Consider the following 14,750-nt stretch of genomic DNA (forward strand, 5'->3'; position numbering starts at 1 on the left):
CCCGTAGGACCAACTGGATATCCCAATGAACAGACACCTTCTACCCGATGAATTCGATCTCCTCGTAGACGAGGAAATTGGATTTGGAGTTCCCGAGCTCCAGGCCCACGTCAGGGAATGCGACCAGTGCCGGCTCGAGCTCGAGTCGGCGCGCACAGTCATGTCCCGGATCGAGAGCCTGTCGCATCTCGCGCCCTCGCCGCTGTTCGCGGAGAAGGTGATGGCCCGGGTGAACGTCTTCGAGCCCTGGCACGTCGCCGCCGGCAATACGATTCGCGCGCTCGTGCCGCGGTATCGTCCGGTGCGCGTCGCCCTCGCGGCCGCGGCCTTGACGGGCTGCGTTACGCTGACCACGATGGCGCTGTGGATCGCTTCCCGCTTCGACTCCGCGATACTGCTCGCCGGCATGATATACGACAGCGCCGCCGCGGCCGCGCTGGGCGCGCTGACGGCGGTCGTCGGTCCGCGCACGGTCGAGACATTGCAGACCGGCGGAGCGCCGATGGTCCTCACGCTCTCGTCGATCGTGGCCGTAGCGGCGATAGCCAGCATCATCGGCATCAGCCGAGCTTCGCGACTCCTGGCGGCTCAGAGCAGGTCGTGAGGGCCCTCGCCCTGGCATGCTCGCTCGCGCTGCTCACGCTCGCGGGGGGCTTCTCGCGTGTAAGCGCGCAGGACGCGCCGGCCGGACAATCGCCGAGCACCGCCACACAGCCGCCAGCACCGCAGCCGGCTGCGACCCGCGCCGCCGCGGACTCCGCGTGCGTGGCGCCCGCATTCCCGTTCAAGGGATCGTTCATCTTCGCCGGGCTTCGTGAAGCGATAGCCGACGCGCGCGGCTGGGCCAGCGCGCCGCCGCTTCCGCCTGGCCAGGCAACCGTGCGCGCACTCAAGCTCACGCTCGCCTGGTCGGCTGTACTCCTGCTGCTGGGACTCGGCGTGCTGGTGTTCGCGCCGGAGAAGCTGCGGCGCATCACCGACACGCTCGGTGATGATCCCGTGAACGCGCTCGTGACCGGTTTGATCGTCGACCTCGCGACGATTCCCGCGCTGATCGTCCTGCTCATACTCCTGACCGTCACGTTGATCGGCATCCTGCTGATCCCCTTCGCGATCGTGGCGTTCCTGCTGATGTGGATGGGCATCGCCGCGCTCGGCTTTTTCGCCGTGGCGCAGGTCAGCGGAATGGCGGTCATGGGACCGAAGCAGCGCTCCATGTCGCAGCGGGGCGCGGCGCTCGGCGGGCTGATCACGGGACTCCTGCTCTTTCTGGTGCCCTGGCTCGCCGCGGCCGCCATGACGTGGAGCAGCACGCCCGCTCTGATCCTGCGCGCCATCGCGGTAACCGTCACGGCGGTGGCCGTGACGGCCGGTCTCGGAGCGGTTGTGCGCGCCCACAAGCCGGTCAGAGCCGCGGAATACGTCCCGCCCGCCACGCACACGCGGGAAGAGCTCGCGTGGCAGACCCCGACTCCGGTCGGCGGGGTTGTCGCGGCCAAGCGCCCGGCGAAAGCCCGCTAGCCGATCAGATCGACGAGCCGTCGCCCAAGATCCAGTAGCGCCTTCCCCGCGACGGAATCGGGCTCGGCCAGCACTATCGGCTTGCCGGTGTCACCGCCCTCGAGCACGCGGCCGTACAGCGGGATCCGCGCGAGCAGCGGCAGGCCGAGCTCCTTCGCGAGCCGCTCGCCTCCGCCCGACCCGAAGATCGTCGTCTCCGCGTTGCAGTGCGGGCACTCGAAGTAGCTCATGTTCTCGATGATGCCGAGGACCGGCACCCCGACGCGCTGAAACATCTTCGCGCCGCGGAGCGCGTCGCCGGTGGAGACCTCCTGCGGCGTCGTGACTATCAGCGATCCCTCCACATGCGTCGCCTGCACCAGCGACAGCTGCGCGTCGCCGGTTCCCGGCGGGAGATCGACGATGAAATAGTCCAGCTCGCCCCACATGACGTCGCGCAGGAACTGCGTGATGATCTTCATGATGATGGGACCGCGCCAGATGGCGGGCTGATCGCGCTCCATGAGGAAGCCGAGGCTCATCACCTTCACACCGTGCGCCTCGAGCGGGATGATCTTCTCGCCGCGTACTTCCGGCTGCTCGTTCACGCCGAGCATCGCGGGGATGTTGGGGCCGTAGATGTCGGCGTCCATGAGCCCGACGCGCGCGCCCGTCTGCGCCAGCGCCACCGCGACGTTGGCGGCGACGGTGGACTTGCCCACGCCGCCCTTGCCGCTCGACACCGCGATGATGTGGCCGAGGTTCGGATACGCCACCGGCGTCGGAGCCGGGACCGCGGCGCGCTGCGACTGAGGCTCCTGACCCATGACCGGGAGCGACCGTCCGGCGCCCGGCTTCTTCTCCCGCGGCGGCGCGGCGGCGGCGGCCGCGGCAGCCGCGGCGGCGGTGGAAGAATCCTTCACGTCGACACGCACGTCGCGAACTCCTTCGAGCCCGGCGACGGCCGAGCGGACCCGACCAACGAGTCCGGCGTCGTCGGCGGGATCGAGCAGCAGGGTGAGGCGGACGCGTCCATCGGTCGTGGTCGCGACGTCGCGCACCTGCTCGGCGGACACGATGTCACTGCCGAGGCGGGCGTTCCGCACGCGGACGAGCGCGCCAGCTATGCGCTCCTGGAGAGACTGGGCCGCCACCTAGCGCGGCCGCGCGGAAGCTCGAACGCCCGCGATCCCGGGGATCCGTCGGCGGAGGTGCGCCTCGATCCCCTCCACGAAAGTTGCAGCTTTCATGTCGCAGTCGGGGCAGTCCCCGCTGATCTCCAGGTACACGACCTTCTCGGATGCGTCGAAGCGGTCGAGCCGGAGCGCGGAGGACTCGAGCTTGAGCATTGGGGCCAGGGACTCGATCTCGCGCTCGATCTGCTTCTCGATGTTGGCAGCCGTCTTCGATCGTCGGAAGGCCATAGCCGGAACATAGCTAGCTGTTGGCTGTTGGCTATTGGCTGTTGGCCCAGCTAACAGCCAACAGCTAAGAGCCAACAGCGCCGTGCTTTTCCAGGAACACCCGCGCCGCGGTGATCACGTCGTGCCGGACCTCTTCCAGGGTCCCCGCGATCAGCGCGCCCGACGCCTTCGCGTGGCCGCCGCCGCCGAACTCCCTGGCGAACGCGTTCACGTCCACCTCGCCGGCGCTGCGGAACGACACCTTCACCTTGCCGTGGCCGAGGTCGCGGAAGAAGACGGCCAGCTTCGTGCCGGCGACCGACCGCGGGTGCTCGGCGATCCCGTCCAGGTCCTCCGATTTGAGCCCGTGAGTCTCGGGCGCACCGGCTTCCACTGAGATCCAGGCGATGCCGTAGTCGGGGTCCACCTCGAGAGTCGCCAGGGCGTCGCGCAGAAGATGCAGCCGGCCGATCGGCACCGACGCGTAGATCCGCCGATACATCGCTTCGGGATCCACGCCCGCGGCCAGCAGCGCGCCCGCGATCGCGTGGCAGCGCGCGCTCGTGTTGCTGAACCTGAAGCCCCCGGTGTCGGTCAGCAGCGCGACGTACAGCGCCTCCGCGACCGGCGCCGTGAGCTCGAGGTCGAGCACCGCGGCGAGATCGTAGATCAGCTCGCCCGTCGCGCACGCGGCCGTGTCGCACAGCGCGAGCTCGGTGATCGCCATCTCGGACGGGTGGTGGTCTATCACGATCTTGGTCGCCTGCGACGCGCGCACGACCGGGCCGAGCTGGCCGAGCCGCCGCAGATCGCTGATGTCGAGCACGACGATGAGATCGGATTTCCGGATCGTCCTCTCGGCGTCGTTCGACTCGTTGCGCACGTCGTCGCCGAGCAGAAAGTCGAACATCGCGGGCCACGGCGTGGGGTTCGCGATGCTGGCTTCGATGCCGAGCTGGGTCAGCAGGTGGGCGAGCGCGACCTCGGAGCCGCAGCCGTCACCGTCGGAGTTGATGTGGGTCGAGAGCGCGACCGGCCGGCCGGCGCGAAACTCCCGCGCGAGGTGCTGTATCGCCGAGCGGCGCGCGTCGGGGATGGCGAGCAGATCAGCCAGCCGCATCGATCCGCCCGAGCTTGGAGTGGCCTTTCCCATACATGAAATAAAGCAGCAGTCCCAGCGCCATCCATACGAGGAGACGGAGCCAGGTGCCGAGCGGCAGGCTCACCATCATGTAGCCGCAGATCAGGATGGACAAGATCGGGACGAGCGGCACCAGCGGCGTGCGGAAGGGGCGCGGCAGGTTCGGCTCGCGGTAGCGCAGCACGAGAATGCCGGCGCTGACTATGACGAACGCGAGCAGCGTTCCGATGGAGACCAGCTCGCCCAGCACGCCGATGGGAAAGATTCCCGCGACGGCCGCAGCCACCGCGCCCGTCAGGATGGTGGTGACGTAGGGGGTGCGAAAGCGCGGGTGCACCTTGCCGAACACGGGCGGGAGCAGGCCGTCGCGCGCCATCGCGTAGAAGATCCGCGGCTGCGCCATGAGCAACACCAGCACGACCGACGCGAGCCCGGCGATGGCTCCGATGTTCACGACCGGCCGGAGCCAGGCCAGGCTCGGGCCCGCGCTCTGAATGGCGACGAAGACCGGATGCGGCACGTTCAGCAGCGTGTAGCTCGCGAGCCCCGTGAGCACCAGCGCCATGAGGACGTACAGCAGGGTAACGATCGCGAGCGAGCCCAGTATTCCGATCGGCATGTCGCGCCGCGGATTACGCGCCTCCTGCGCCGCGGTGGACACGGCGTCGAACCCGATGTAGGCGAAGAATATGACGCCCGCTCCGCGCACGACGCCGCTCCAGCCGAACTCGCCGAACCGGCCGGTGTTCGCCGGCACGAACGGGTGCCAGTTCGCCTGATTCACGTACATGAATCCGAAGCCGATGACGAGCAGCACGATCGCGACCTTGACCAGCACCATCAGATTGTTGACCCGCGCGGACTCGCGAATGCCGATCACGAGCAGCGCCGTCATGAAGGCGACGAGGAACACCGCCGGAAGATTGACCATCGCGCCGGTGCGCGTGAACTCGCCATCGGTGTACGCCAGCGGGGAGTTGACGAGCTGCGCCGGAAGATTCACGCCCAGCTCCCCCATGAACGCGCCGAAGTATGCGGACCAGCCGACCGCCACGGTCGCGGCTCCGAACAGATACTCGAGGATCAGGTCCCACCCGATTATCCAGGCGAGAAACTCGCCGAGCGTCGCGTAGCCGTAGGTGTAGGCGCTGCCCGCGATCGGGATCATCGCAGCGAACTCGGCGTAGCACAGCGCCGCGAACAGGCAGCCGGTGCCGGCCAGCAGAAACGAGTACACGATCCCGGGTCCCGCGTACTGCGCTGCCGCCGTCCCCGTGAGCACGAAGATCCCGGCGCCGAAGATCGCGCCGATGCCGAGCGTGGTCAGATTCAGCGGGCCGAGCGCCCGGCGCAGCGTCTGCCCTTCCTCGATTCCCTCCCCGGCAGCCTCGGCCTGCAGCAACCCGATTGATTTCCGGGTCCACAGGCTCATGTGGTCGAGTAGTTCGGCGCTTCCCGGGTAATGGTCACGTCGTGCGGGTGCGATTCGCGCAGCCCGGCCGCCGTCACGCGTACGAATCTCGATTCGGTCCGCAGGACTTCGATCGTCCGCGCGCCGACGTACCCCATGCCGCTCCGCAGCCCGCCGACCATCTGGAACACGACGTCGCCCACGGGACCCTTGTACGGTACGCGCCCCTCGATGCCCTCCGGCACGAGCTTCTTCGCCGACATCTCGCCTTCCTGGAAGTAGCGGTCGGCGCTTCCGTCCTGCATGGCGCCGAGGCTGCCCATGCCGCGGATCATCTTGAAGCGCCGCCCTTCCATCAGGATCGATTCGCCCGGGCTCTCCTCCGTGCCCGCGAGCATCGAGCCCATCATCACGGTGGACGCGCCGGCCGCGAGCGCCTTGACGATGTCCCCGGAATACTTGATTCCGCCGTCGGCGATGACGGGCACGTCGCCCGCGCCCTCGACCGAGTCGAAGATCGCGGTGAGCTGCGGCACGCCCACGCCGGTCACGACCCGGGTGGTGCAGATGGATCCCGGGCCGACGCCGACCTTCACGGCATCCACGCCCCGCTCGACGAGCGCAGCCGCGCCTTCGCGCGTGGCGACGTTGCCGACGACGAGCTGCACGTCGGGGAACATCTCCCGCACCTCCGCCGTCGCGCGCAGCACGCCCTCGCTGTGGCCGTGTGCCGTGTCGATGACGAGCACGTCCACGCCGGCGTCCACGAGCGCGCGTGCCCGATCGCGAAAGTCGATGGCGCCGATCGCCGCGGCAGCGCGCAGACGGCCATGGCTGTCCTTGCTGGCGTTCGGAAACTGCCGCCGCTTGTGGATGTCCTTGACGGTGATGAGCCCCTTGAGCCGCCCGTCCTTGTCGATCACCGGCAGCTTCTCGATCCTGTGCTCGCCGAGAATTCGCTCGGCTTCGTCGAGCGTCGTGCCCAGCGGAGCGGTGATCAGCCCCTCGGCGGTCATCGCCTCGCTCAGCGGCCGGTCGAGATTCCGCTGGAACTGGAGATCGCGGTTGGTGATGATGCCGACGAGCTGGCCCGCGGTGTCGACGATCGGGACGCCGGAGATCTTGAACCGGTTCATCATCCCGACCGCTTCGCGGAGCGTTCCCTCCGGGGACAGCGTGATCGGGTTGAGGATCATCCCGCTCTCGGAGCGCTTGACGCGGTCGACTTCGGCGGCCTGGCGATCCACCGACATGTTCTTGTGGATCACACCCATGCCGCCCGCCCGCGCCATCGCGATCGCCATCTCGGACTCGGAGACTGTGTCCATCGCCGCCGAGAGGAGCGGAATGTTGAGCGTGATGCCGCGGGTGACGCGCGAGGCCGTGGAGACGTCGCGCGGATGGACCTGGGAGTGGCCGGGAGTGAGGAGGACGTCGTCGAACGTCAGCGCCACGCGGGCGCGGACGCGCTCATGCCCGGTCTCTACCACGTCGGGCTCCGGGTCCTCCATACGCGAAGACCCGCGCGTCGGGGGTGCCGGGGCCGCGGGTCGCTTTGTGTGACGAGTCTGGGGTGCCATAGCCAAAGGTACGGCGACCTTCGAGACTGCGCTAGTGGCGTGGGAGCGGGGTTAACGGGAATCCAAGTTCGGAGTGTCGCAGTACGGAGTCCGCAGTTGGGAGTGACTCCTGACTGACAACTCCCAACTGCCACACTCCAAACTTGGATTCCCCGTCAGCCTTCCTGGACCTACAGCGGCCTCCCAATAGCCCGAAGCCTCCGGCGGACTCGTCGCGGCAGGAAGAACGCAGCCGCCATCAGCACATGCTGAAGATTCATGGAATCCAGCGACGCCGCGTCGCCGCTCCAGTGGTTCAGCACCACCGACCGCCCGGCATTAGCGATCAGCCGCTTGAGCGACATGACGAGCACGAACACGTCGTCCACTTCCCCGAAGAACGGGATGAAGTCCGGCATCATGTCGAGCGGCATCAGGATGTACGCGACCGCGGCGCCCACCAGGAGCTTGTCGACGCCGTTCACGCGCGGATCAGTGATCAGCCCGTACAGCAGCCGGAGAAAGTTCGGGAGCTGCGCGATCGTGTCGGCCACGGCGCGCTTGGCGCCGGTGCGCGGCCGTTGCTCGTCACCGCGGGCCGTCTTGCGGGCGGCGCGCTTCTGTCTGGATCTGCGGGCTGCTGCTCTCTCTGCTTGCGTGCTCACGGCGCTCTCCGGGTAGTCCGTACGCCGCGCTGGGCGCTACTCGCGGCCTGACGGCGGCGACTGCGCTGGCGGCGGCGGCGACGACGGCTTCGTCACCACGTTGACCACGTCCGTTGCAACAGACTTGCCAACGTTCGCGACACCGTTGATCACGCCCGCCGCCTTGCTGAGGATGTTCATGGTCCCGGCGATGGCCCCGGCGGACACCTTGCCGGCCCGGAGGGTGTCTTCGACGTTCTCGGCGAGCCGCTGGATCGGGTTCTGCGCGGGCTCGGCGCGGCGGGCGTACTTCGATTCGAGAAAGTCGATGTAATCGAGGATCTCGTACACGCGATCGTCAGGGAGCGAGTCGAGCTTGCGGACGATCCGCTCGCGCATGATGTCGTTCACTCCGGGGCGGGCTCAGCCGCGCCAGCGAGTCTTCTTCCCACGCGTGTCGATGTGCACATACGGAGTCCTGCCCCGCGAGTACAGGCCGAGCCCGCCGGCGAGATGCGGGTGCTTCAGCTCCACGATCTCCACGGCCAGGCCGAGCATCTGGTTGTCCGACGCGGTGAACTTGCCGTCCCCATTCACGTCGATCGCCACGTCGGCCGCGTCGCCGTACTGATGCCGGCTATCGCGCGCGGCGCGGCGGATCCTGCGGTTGTGATCCGGCGAGCGGAATCCCGATCTCACGTCCAGCGCCAACTCGACTTCCCCTCCGTGCCAGCGCTGAATCTCGCTCACCACCAGCTCGAGCTTGTCCAGCAGGCGGGGGCTCGCCGCGGCGTACCGCGGCCACGACTTCTGGTTGTCGTGCGTCACGAAGTCGCGCACGCGCAGGTGCTTGGTGATGCTCAGCCCGAGATCGCCCGGCATGATCTCCATGAATCCTTCGGGCGGAGGCCGGTTGCCGCTGACCTTCTCGCTCAGGTACGTGCCGATCCGGTAGCCGTTCAGGATGCCACCGACTTTCTGCTCGAACGGCATCAGCACCGCGACGGCCAGGCCGTCGATCACCCGACGCTCGCTTCCCCTGATCAGCACGACACGGTAGAAGCCGGGCTTCTGCGGTCCGTCGAGGATTGCGCCGCCGAGCGGCTTTGGAGGAGCCACTGTGACACTGTCGCCCAGCCTCACCCACGTGTACGAGAGACCGTTCGGATCGCCCTGGATCTGGAGCGGATACTCGAGCGTCTCGCCCGGCATCACGAACCTGACCTTCACTTCCCCGCTCGCTCCGTACGCGTCCATCGAGGGGCTCGCGACGATCATGGGGCGGGGCTTCAGGAAGCCGCCGAACGGCGACATTGCGGCGCTGCGGCCGGCGTAGAACTGAATGACCCCGACGGCGGCCACGACGAACAGGACGAGCGTGATGACGCTTTCCCTGGCATTGGAGCGCGGCCGTCTGGCCGCGCGACTTGGCGGCCGCCTGCGCCTGTCGGGCGTATTCAAAGACATCCGGATAAAGATAGTTGGTTAGGGCTTTGGAGGCGTAAACAAAAGACGATTTAGTGCTGCGCCGGGTTACGTCATTTTGCCGCGACTTCGGATCGAGGACTTTGCGTCAGTAGATGTACACCGGAGTCCCCACCGGGACCATCTCGAACAGCCGCTCGATGTCCTCGTTCCGCATGCGGACGCAGCCGTGGCTGACCGCCCGGCCGACCGTCTCCGGCTTGTTCGTCCCGTGGATCCCGTAGCCGTCGCCCAGGTTGAGCCGCCGCGTGCCGAGCACGCCCTCGTACCGCCGCGCGTTCGTGCCGAACGGCGGGATGATGATGTTCCCGCCGGCGACGACCTCACGATCCTCCCGCCCTCCTCCGAGCGACACGACGCTGCCGCCGGCCGAGCGCTTCACCAGCTCGGAGCCGGATGTATAGATCATCCCGCCGTCGCCCGTCGGGACGCTCTCGTTGCGCGCCAGCTTCACCACGCCGAGTCCGCGCTTCCGCGCCAGCTCGATGTAGTGCCAGTCGGGCGGCACCCACGCGGGATCTACCTCCTTCAGCCGCACCACGAGCCGTCCGCGCGGAGTCTGGAAGCGGAACCGGTTGGTGCCGCTGACGAGCTCTTTCCCGCTCCCGGTCGCGACCGGCGCCTGGAACAGGGTCTCCGGACCGCGCTTGAACCAGAGCTTTCGCTCGGCGATGCTGATCACGATGTACGGCTGGTCGGCGGCCGCGACGGGGGCAGCGGCGAGCACGTTCTTCAGGCTGTCGGTGGTCGTGCCGATCTTGGCCCTGACTTCCTCGAGCACGCCGAGGTTGTCGTTGAAGACCATGCGGTTGACGTCGCGCTCGTACCGGAGCTCCGCGGTGCGAGTCACCAGCACGGCGCTGGGCGCCGCGGCGACGGTGAATCCGCCGACCAGGAGCCAGGCGTTGCGCCCGCCGAACCTGAATGCGTCTACGATGGACATGTCAGTAGAAGAATACCTTCGTACCGGGGGAAAGGTTCTCTACGATGGCCTTCAGATCGGCTTCGCTCGCGCGCACGCTTCCGGGTAGCACGTACGACGAATCCGCGAGCGGACCGGCGCTCGGCAGCGAATAGATCACGGTGCCGCCGTCAAGCAGCAACGCTATCGGTCCGAGCGCACCCCGCACCGGGCCCCCTGATCCCGGGAGCTTCCTGTCCGCGTACACCCACGCGGGTACGTTCCACGATTCGCCGGCGAGAACTTCGACGATCGTGCGCTCGCCGCGCGGGATCGCGATGTGAATCGTGTCGGGCGGCGTTCCGACCGAGCGCTCCGGTCCAACCTCCGCGGGCATCTCCCGGAGTATCGCGCCTTCGCGCTCGAGGTATATCCGCCCGCTGTCCACGGGGATCGACAGGTGAATGCGCTTGGCGAGCTGCGCCTGCCTGCGCGCCAGCTCGACCGCCATGCGCAGCTTGTCCTGCTCCGCGGCGATGATGAGATCGGTCTTCTGCCGCTCCGCCGCGCTCATGCTCGCGCGCAGCCGCTCGACTTCCTTCGTGTACGCGAATCGCTTGTACACGAGCCAGCCGTCGATCGCGATGAGCGCGGCGACGCCGAGCACCATCGTGAAGATGAACCCTGGGTAGCTGCGCCTGAAGTCGCGCCAGCCGGCGCGGCGCCGGTCGCTGCGGAATTCACCCTGTCTGCGGTCGGAATCGGGATCGGTCATTGAGCGCGGGTGAGGGCCTGAAGATCGAGCACCGGAACGCCGATCGGGTCGCTCCGGCCGAAACGTATCCGGGCGACGATGGTGAGCTGCGCGAGCGGCGGGATCGCACGAGCCATGCCGAGCAGCGAGGGCGGAACCGCGATGTAGAGCAGCGAGCGCTCTTCGCCGGGACCCTGCGCGAGGATGTACGGCTCGCCGTCGACGAGCCCTTTGCGGAGCGGATCGGCCGTGCGCAGCGCGACGAACTCGACCGCCCAGCGGACGAGCTTCCCGCGGCTGCCCGCCGAGTCCGCGCGCAGGTCCGCCGCGCTCATGCGAGTCAGCTCGCCGGAGTCCGCCGGGAGCATGTCGGTCGCGAGGACCCATCCCTCGGTCCGCACCCGGAGCCAGTTGCGGTCGCGCGCGAGCACCTCGAGCCGCGCGCTCGTGTCGACGCGCGCGGTGGGCCTGCCGTCCGGCGAGGCGCGCAGCACGGCCGGGCGAGCGGGAATCACGGTCCGCGTCGCAGGCGGCCGGATCGTGTCCTGGGCCTGAGCCGGGTGGGCCGAGACCAGCACGGCGACGAGAAGCAGCTGGATCGCTGGAGAGGGCAGATGAATCCGGGTTAGATTGAGCAACTCACGGGCGGTCGAACATATCACCGTCAGCATACCCCGCCAATATCACTTTGAACCGCCCTGTCGCGCTCGTCGTTCTCGATGGATGGGGCTTCCGCGAGGCCCGTGAGGGTAACGCGATCGCCCTCGCCACCACGCCCGCGTGGGACGGCCTCTGGTCGCTTCCCTCAAGGACGCTGCTCGAGGCGTCAGGTCTGCGGGTTGGACTGCCGCACGGGCAGATGGGCAACAGCGAGGTAGGCCACCTGAACCTCGGCGCCGGCCGCGTGGTGATGCAGGACCTCGTGCGCATCAACACGTCCATCGAGGACGGGTCCTTCTTCACGAATCCGGCGCTCGTGGCCGCGTGCGAGCAGGTGAGGGCGCGCGATGCGACGCTGCACCTCATGGGGCTCGTCGGATGCGGCGGGGTGCACGCGCTCGACCGGCATCTGTTCGCGCTCATCGATCTCGCCGAGCGCGCGGGGGTGAGGCGCGTCGCCATTCACGCGCTGCTCGACGGGCGCGACACGATGCCGACGTCCGGGCTGGCGTACCTCGACGAGCTGATCGCGCACGCGCGCGGGCGCGCGTTCATCGCCAGCATCGGCGGCCGGTACTACGGCATGGACCGCGACCGCCGCTGGGACAGAACGCAGCTGTTCTATCGGGCGGCCGTGCAGGGCGCCGGTCCGGCGGTCTCCGACCCGCGCGACGCCGTGCTCGCGTCGTACACCGCCGGGCTGACCGACGAGTTCATGCTGCCCGTGGTGATCGCCGACCACGGCACGCCCCGCGCGCCGATGCGCAGCGGCGACGCGGTGATCTGCTTCAACTTCCGGTCCGACCGGATGCGGCAGATGGTGCGCGCGTTGATCGAGCCGGATTTCGACGGGTTCGACGCGCGGCACCGCCCCGACGTGTCGGTCACGACGATGACCGTGTACGACCCGCGCTTCAATCTCCCGGTCGCGTTCGAGCCGCAGTCGATGGCGCGGATCGTGGTGCAGGTGCTGGCCGAGCGCGAGAGATCGATCCTCAAGACGGCGGAAACGGAGAAGTATCCGCACGTGACTTACTTCTTCAACGGGGGCAACGAGCCGCCGGTTCGCGGTGAGGATCGCGTGCTCATTCCCAGTCCGAAGGTCGCGACGTACGATCTCAAGCCGGAGATGAGCGCGCACGGAGTCTCGGAAGCGCTGTGCGGCGCGATCGACCGGAAGTCGCACGATTTCCTGCTGTGCAACTTCGCCAATGCCGACATGGTCGGGCACAGCGGCTCCATTCCCGCTACTATTCGCGCGGTGGAGGCCGTGGACGAATGTCTCGGCCGCGTCGTGCAGGCGTGCGACCGGACGGGGACGCGGCTGATCGTTACCGCGGACCACGGCAACGCCGAGCTTATGATCGACCCGGCGACGGGCGGTCCGCACACGGCGCACACCACCAACCCGGTGCCGATCGTGTTGTACGGCGCCGACCCCGGGCCTCTGCGGCAGGGTGGCGCGCTGTGCGACGTTGGACCGACTTTGCTGGCGATGATGGGTATCGACAAGCCTCAGGAAATGACCGGAGTTGACCTTCGTGAACTCGACTGAATCGTTCGTCATCGCGGCGCTCGCGTGCATCGCGCTCGCCGCTCCCGCGTCCGCGCACGCGCAGGTCGGATATCCGCCGGAGCGCTCGCCATTCCGCGACCTGGAGTACAAGCACGAGCTGACCTTGTTCGGCGGGATGTACAACGCCGGCGAGGATCCGGCCGGCGTCGCGCCGCAGGGCGGGCCGATGGCCGGTCTGCGGTACGAGCTGCGCGTCGGCGGGCCGGCGCAGCTGATGTTCCGCCTCGCGTACGTGGACTCGGAGCGCCGCGCGGTCGACCCCTCGCAGCCCGCCGACTCGCGCGACCTGGGCGTCCACTCCGCGCCGCTGTACATGCTGGATGCGGGGATATCGGTCAACCTCACGGGCCAGAAGAGCTGGCGCCGGCTGGTCCCGACCGTCAACGCCGGGATCGGCGTGGTGAGCGGCGGAAAGGACGTCGAGGGCGACCCGTACCGGTTCGGCACCCCCTTTGCGATTACCTACGGCGCCGGCCTGCGGTACGTGCCCGGCGGACGGTTCGCGCTGCGGCTGGGACTGGACGCGTATCTCTACAGGCTGGAGTACCCGCCCGCGTACTACGCTACGACGTCGGACGGCACGTCCGTCGTCGGCCCGCGGCAGTCGACAAATTTCTGGAAGAACAACGTCGCGTTGACGATAGGAGCGTCGTACCTGTTCTTCCGCTGACACGGGAGCAGGAATGCAGCACGACTTCGACAACACGGACGAGATCCGGGACCTGGACGACCAGGAGCTGCACCGCCTGGTGCGCGACCGGCTGGCGGACGACACGGCGATCGACGCCGACGATCTGCTGGTGGAAGTGCGGGACGGGCGCGTGCGGGTGTCCGGCCGCGTCGGGACCGACGGCGAGCGCCGGATCGCCGATCACATCCTGAGCGACGGCCTCGGCCTCACGGAGTACGACAACGAGATCGTGGTCGATCCCATCCGGCGGGCGGAGAGTCCCGAAGCCATCGACGATCACATCGCGAACGAGGAGATGCACGAAGGGAGGATGTTCGGCGACCGGCCGCCGCAGTCCAGCGACGAAGCGGAGCATCTGGCCGAGGATGTGGACACCGAGCTCTTCGGCACGACCGACGCGAGCGAAGCCACCGAGAGCGGCGCGCCGTGGACGCCGCCGAGCGGGCCGACGCCCGAGGGACGGGATGAGGCACCGCCGGAGCGGCAGTGACTAAGTGGTGACTAGTGATTAGTGACTAGTGACTACCACAACGCTACTATCCCAGTCTCCGGATGTACCGCTGTCACTAGTCACTAGTCACTAGTCACCAGTCACCATTCCAGTGCCCCTCGCAAGCCTCACCCGCCGCGTTACCTTCGCCGCGGCACACCGGTACCGCCGGCCCGACTGGTCCGAGGAGAAAAACCTCGAGGTCTTCGGCTCCTGCTCGCGACTCAGTTACCACGGCCACAACTACGCGTGCGAGGTCACGGTCTCCGGCGAGATAGATCCGGAGACGGGCTTTGTGGTAGACCTCGGCGCGCTCGACACGATCCTGCGCGAGGAAGTGAGCGACCGGTTCGACCACCGCAACATCAACGCCGACGTGCCGGAGTTCGCGGACGGCAAGTTGATCCCGAGCGGGGAGAATCTGGCGCGCTTCATCTTTGCGCGCGTGCAGCAGCGGCTGAACGGACGCGCGTCCGTGACACGCGTGACCGTCGCGGAAGACTCGACGCTCAGCGCCACGTACACCGGAGACTAG

At 68.0% G+C, this 14,750-nt stretch carries 17 protein-coding genes; 6 read left to right on the forward strand and 11 right to left on the reverse strand.

Going from position 1 to position 14,750, the window contains the following annotated elements:
• The first annotated feature begins 25 nt into the window (after positions 1-25).
• Together WEA80_03110 and WEA80_03115 are read left to right on the forward strand one after the other, a co-directional pair.
• The gene (locus tag WEA80_03110; protein ID MEX1185554.1) at positions 26-604 is read left to right on the forward strand and encodes a hypothetical protein; all 579 of its coding nucleotides are present in this window, start codon (positions 26-28) and stop codon (positions 602-604) included.
• Positions 601-1,521, forward strand: coding sequence for a hypothetical protein (locus WEA80_03115; protein ID MEX1185555.1), 921 nt, complete (start codon positions 601-603; stop codon positions 1,519-1,521). The genes WEA80_03110 and WEA80_03115 overlap by 4 nt, the downstream gene beginning before the upstream one ends.
• Here WEA80_03115 and WEA80_03120 read toward each other — a convergent pair.
• From WEA80_03120 to WEA80_03170, 11 genes are all read right to left on the reverse strand, one after another.
• Positions 1,518-2,654 carry an Mrp/NBP35 family ATP-binding protein gene (locus tag WEA80_03120; GenBank protein MEX1185556.1) on the reverse strand — a complete coding sequence of 379 codons (1,137 nt, stop codon included), beginning with the start codon at positions 2,652-2,654 and terminating at the stop codon, positions 1,518-1,520. The genes WEA80_03115 and WEA80_03120 overlap by 4 nt on opposite strands.
• A complete protein-coding gene (locus tag WEA80_03125) occupies positions 2,655-2,924 on the reverse strand; it encodes a NifU family protein (protein MEX1185557.1) in 270 nt (89 codons plus the stop codon).
• Between the two features lie 64 nt (positions 2,925-2,988).
• Complete coding sequence (locus tag WEA80_03130) at positions 2,989-4,023, reverse strand: DHH family phosphoesterase (protein MEX1185558.1); 1,035 nt, start codon at positions 4,021-4,023, stop codon at positions 2,989-2,991.
• On the reverse strand, positions 4,010-5,476 hold the full coding sequence (locus WEA80_03135) for an amino acid permease (protein MEX1185559.1): 1,467 nt from the start codon (positions 5,474-5,476) through the stop codon (positions 4,010-4,012). The genes WEA80_03130 and WEA80_03135 overlap by 14 nt, the downstream gene beginning before the upstream one ends.
• A complete protein-coding gene (gene guaB, locus WEA80_03140; protein ID MEX1185560.1) occupies positions 5,473-6,945 on the reverse strand; it encodes an IMP dehydrogenase in 1,473 nt (490 codons plus the stop codon). Before guaB ends, WEA80_03135 begins: the two co-directional genes overlap by 4 nt.
• Before the next feature lie 260 nt (positions 6,946-7,205).
• A complete protein-coding gene (locus tag WEA80_03145) occupies positions 7,206-7,679 on the reverse strand; it encodes a DUF1232 domain-containing protein (GenBank protein MEX1185561.1) in 474 nt (157 codons plus the stop codon).
• 36 nt (positions 7,680-7,715) lie between these two features.
• The gene (locus WEA80_03150; GenBank protein MEX1185562.1) at positions 7,716-8,057 is read right to left on the reverse strand and encodes a DUF2281 domain-containing protein; all 342 of its coding nucleotides are present in this window, start codon (positions 8,055-8,057) and stop codon (positions 7,716-7,718) included.
• A gap of 24 nt (positions 8,058-8,081) precedes the next feature.
• The gene (locus tag WEA80_03155; GenBank protein MEX1185563.1) at positions 8,082-9,125 is read right to left on the reverse strand and encodes a D-Ala-D-Ala carboxypeptidase family metallohydrolase; all 1,044 of its coding nucleotides are present in this window, start codon (positions 9,123-9,125) and stop codon (positions 8,082-8,084) included.
• Positions 9,126-9,231: 106 nt separating this feature from the next.
• Positions 9,232-10,086 (reverse strand): L,D-transpeptidase, encoded by an 855-nt coding sequence (locus WEA80_03160; protein MEX1185564.1) that lies wholly within the window; start codon positions 10,084-10,086, stop codon positions 9,232-9,234.
• Between the two features lies 1 nt (position 10,087).
• Positions 10,088-10,819, reverse strand: a complete 732-nt coding sequence (locus tag WEA80_03165; protein ID MEX1185565.1) for a hypothetical protein — start codon at positions 10,817-10,819, stop codon at positions 10,088-10,090.
• Positions 10,816-11,436: a hypothetical protein gene (locus WEA80_03170; GenBank protein ID MEX1185566.1), complete on the reverse strand. Its 621-nt coding sequence runs from the start codon at positions 11,434-11,436 to the stop codon at positions 10,816-10,818. The genes WEA80_03165 and WEA80_03170 overlap by 4 nt, the downstream gene beginning before the upstream one ends.
• 50 nt (positions 11,437-11,486) lie before the next feature.
• On the opposite strand from WEA80_03170, the gene gpmI reads away from it, so the two are divergent.
• The 4 genes from gpmI to WEA80_03190 all read left to right on the forward strand — a co-directional run bounded on the left by gpmI (position 11,487) and on the right by WEA80_03190 (position 14,750).
• Positions 11,487-13,013 carry a 2,3-bisphosphoglycerate-independent phosphoglycerate mutase gene (gpmI, locus tag WEA80_03175; protein ID MEX1185567.1) on the forward strand — a complete coding sequence of 509 codons (1,527 nt, stop codon included), beginning with the start codon at positions 11,487-11,489 and terminating at the stop codon, positions 13,011-13,013.
• Positions 13,000-13,704 (forward strand): hypothetical protein, encoded by a 705-nt coding sequence (locus tag WEA80_03180; protein MEX1185568.1) that lies wholly within the window; start codon positions 13,000-13,002, stop codon positions 13,702-13,704. Before gpmI ends, WEA80_03180 begins: the two co-directional genes overlap by 14 nt.
• Before the next feature lie 13 nt (positions 13,705-13,717).
• Positions 13,718-14,215 carry a BON domain-containing protein gene (locus WEA80_03185; GenBank protein MEX1185569.1) on the forward strand — a complete coding sequence of 166 codons (498 nt, stop codon included), beginning with the start codon at positions 13,718-13,720 and terminating at the stop codon, positions 14,213-14,215.
• A gap of 112 nt (positions 14,216-14,327) precedes the next feature.
• Positions 14,328-14,750: a 6-carboxytetrahydropterin synthase gene (locus tag WEA80_03190; GenBank protein ID MEX1185570.1), complete on the forward strand. Its 423-nt coding sequence runs from the start codon at positions 14,328-14,330 to the stop codon at positions 14,748-14,750.

It is taken from the genome of Gemmatimonadaceae bacterium (assembly GCA_040882285.1).
In the GTDB taxonomy this organism is placed as follows: Bacteria; Gemmatimonadota; Gemmatimonadetes; order Gemmatimonadales; family Gemmatimonadaceae; genus JACDCY01.

Excerpts from the sequence above, each read along its gene's own strand:
- WEA80_03150 (MEX1185562.1), bottom strand. The coding sequence starts at position 8,057 with ATGCGCGAGCGGATCGTCCGCAAGCTCGACTCGCTCCCTGACGATCGC.
- WEA80_03165 (MEX1185565.1), bottom strand. The coding sequence starts at position 10,819 with ATGACCGATCCCGATTCCGACCGCAGACAGGGTGAATTCCGCAGCGAC.
- WEA80_03135 (MEX1185559.1), bottom strand. The coding sequence starts at position 5,476 with ATGAGCCTGTGGACCCGGAAATCAATCGGGTTGCTGCAGGCCGAGGCT.
- WEA80_03130 (MEX1185558.1), bottom strand. The coding sequence starts at position 4,023 with ATGCGGCTGGCTGATCTGCTCGCCATCCCCGACGCGCGCCGCTCGGCG.
- WEA80_03155 (MEX1185563.1), bottom strand. The coding sequence starts at position 9,125 with ATGTCTTTGAATACGCCCGACAGGCGCAGGCGGCCGCCAAGTCGCGCG.
- WEA80_03185 (MEX1185569.1), top strand. The coding sequence starts at position 13,718 with ATGCAGCACGACTTCGACAACACGGACGAGATCCGGGACCTGGACGAC.
- WEA80_03125 (MEX1185557.1), bottom strand. The coding sequence starts at position 2,924 with ATGGCCTTCCGACGATCGAAGACGGCTGCCAACATCGAGAAGCAGATC.
- WEA80_03160 (MEX1185564.1), bottom strand. The coding sequence starts at position 10,086 with ATGTCCATCGTAGACGCATTCAGGTTCGGCGGGCGCAACGCCTGGCTC.
- WEA80_03110 (MEX1185554.1), top strand. The coding sequence starts at position 26 with ATGAACAGACACCTTCTACCCGATGAATTCGATCTCCTCGTAGACGAG.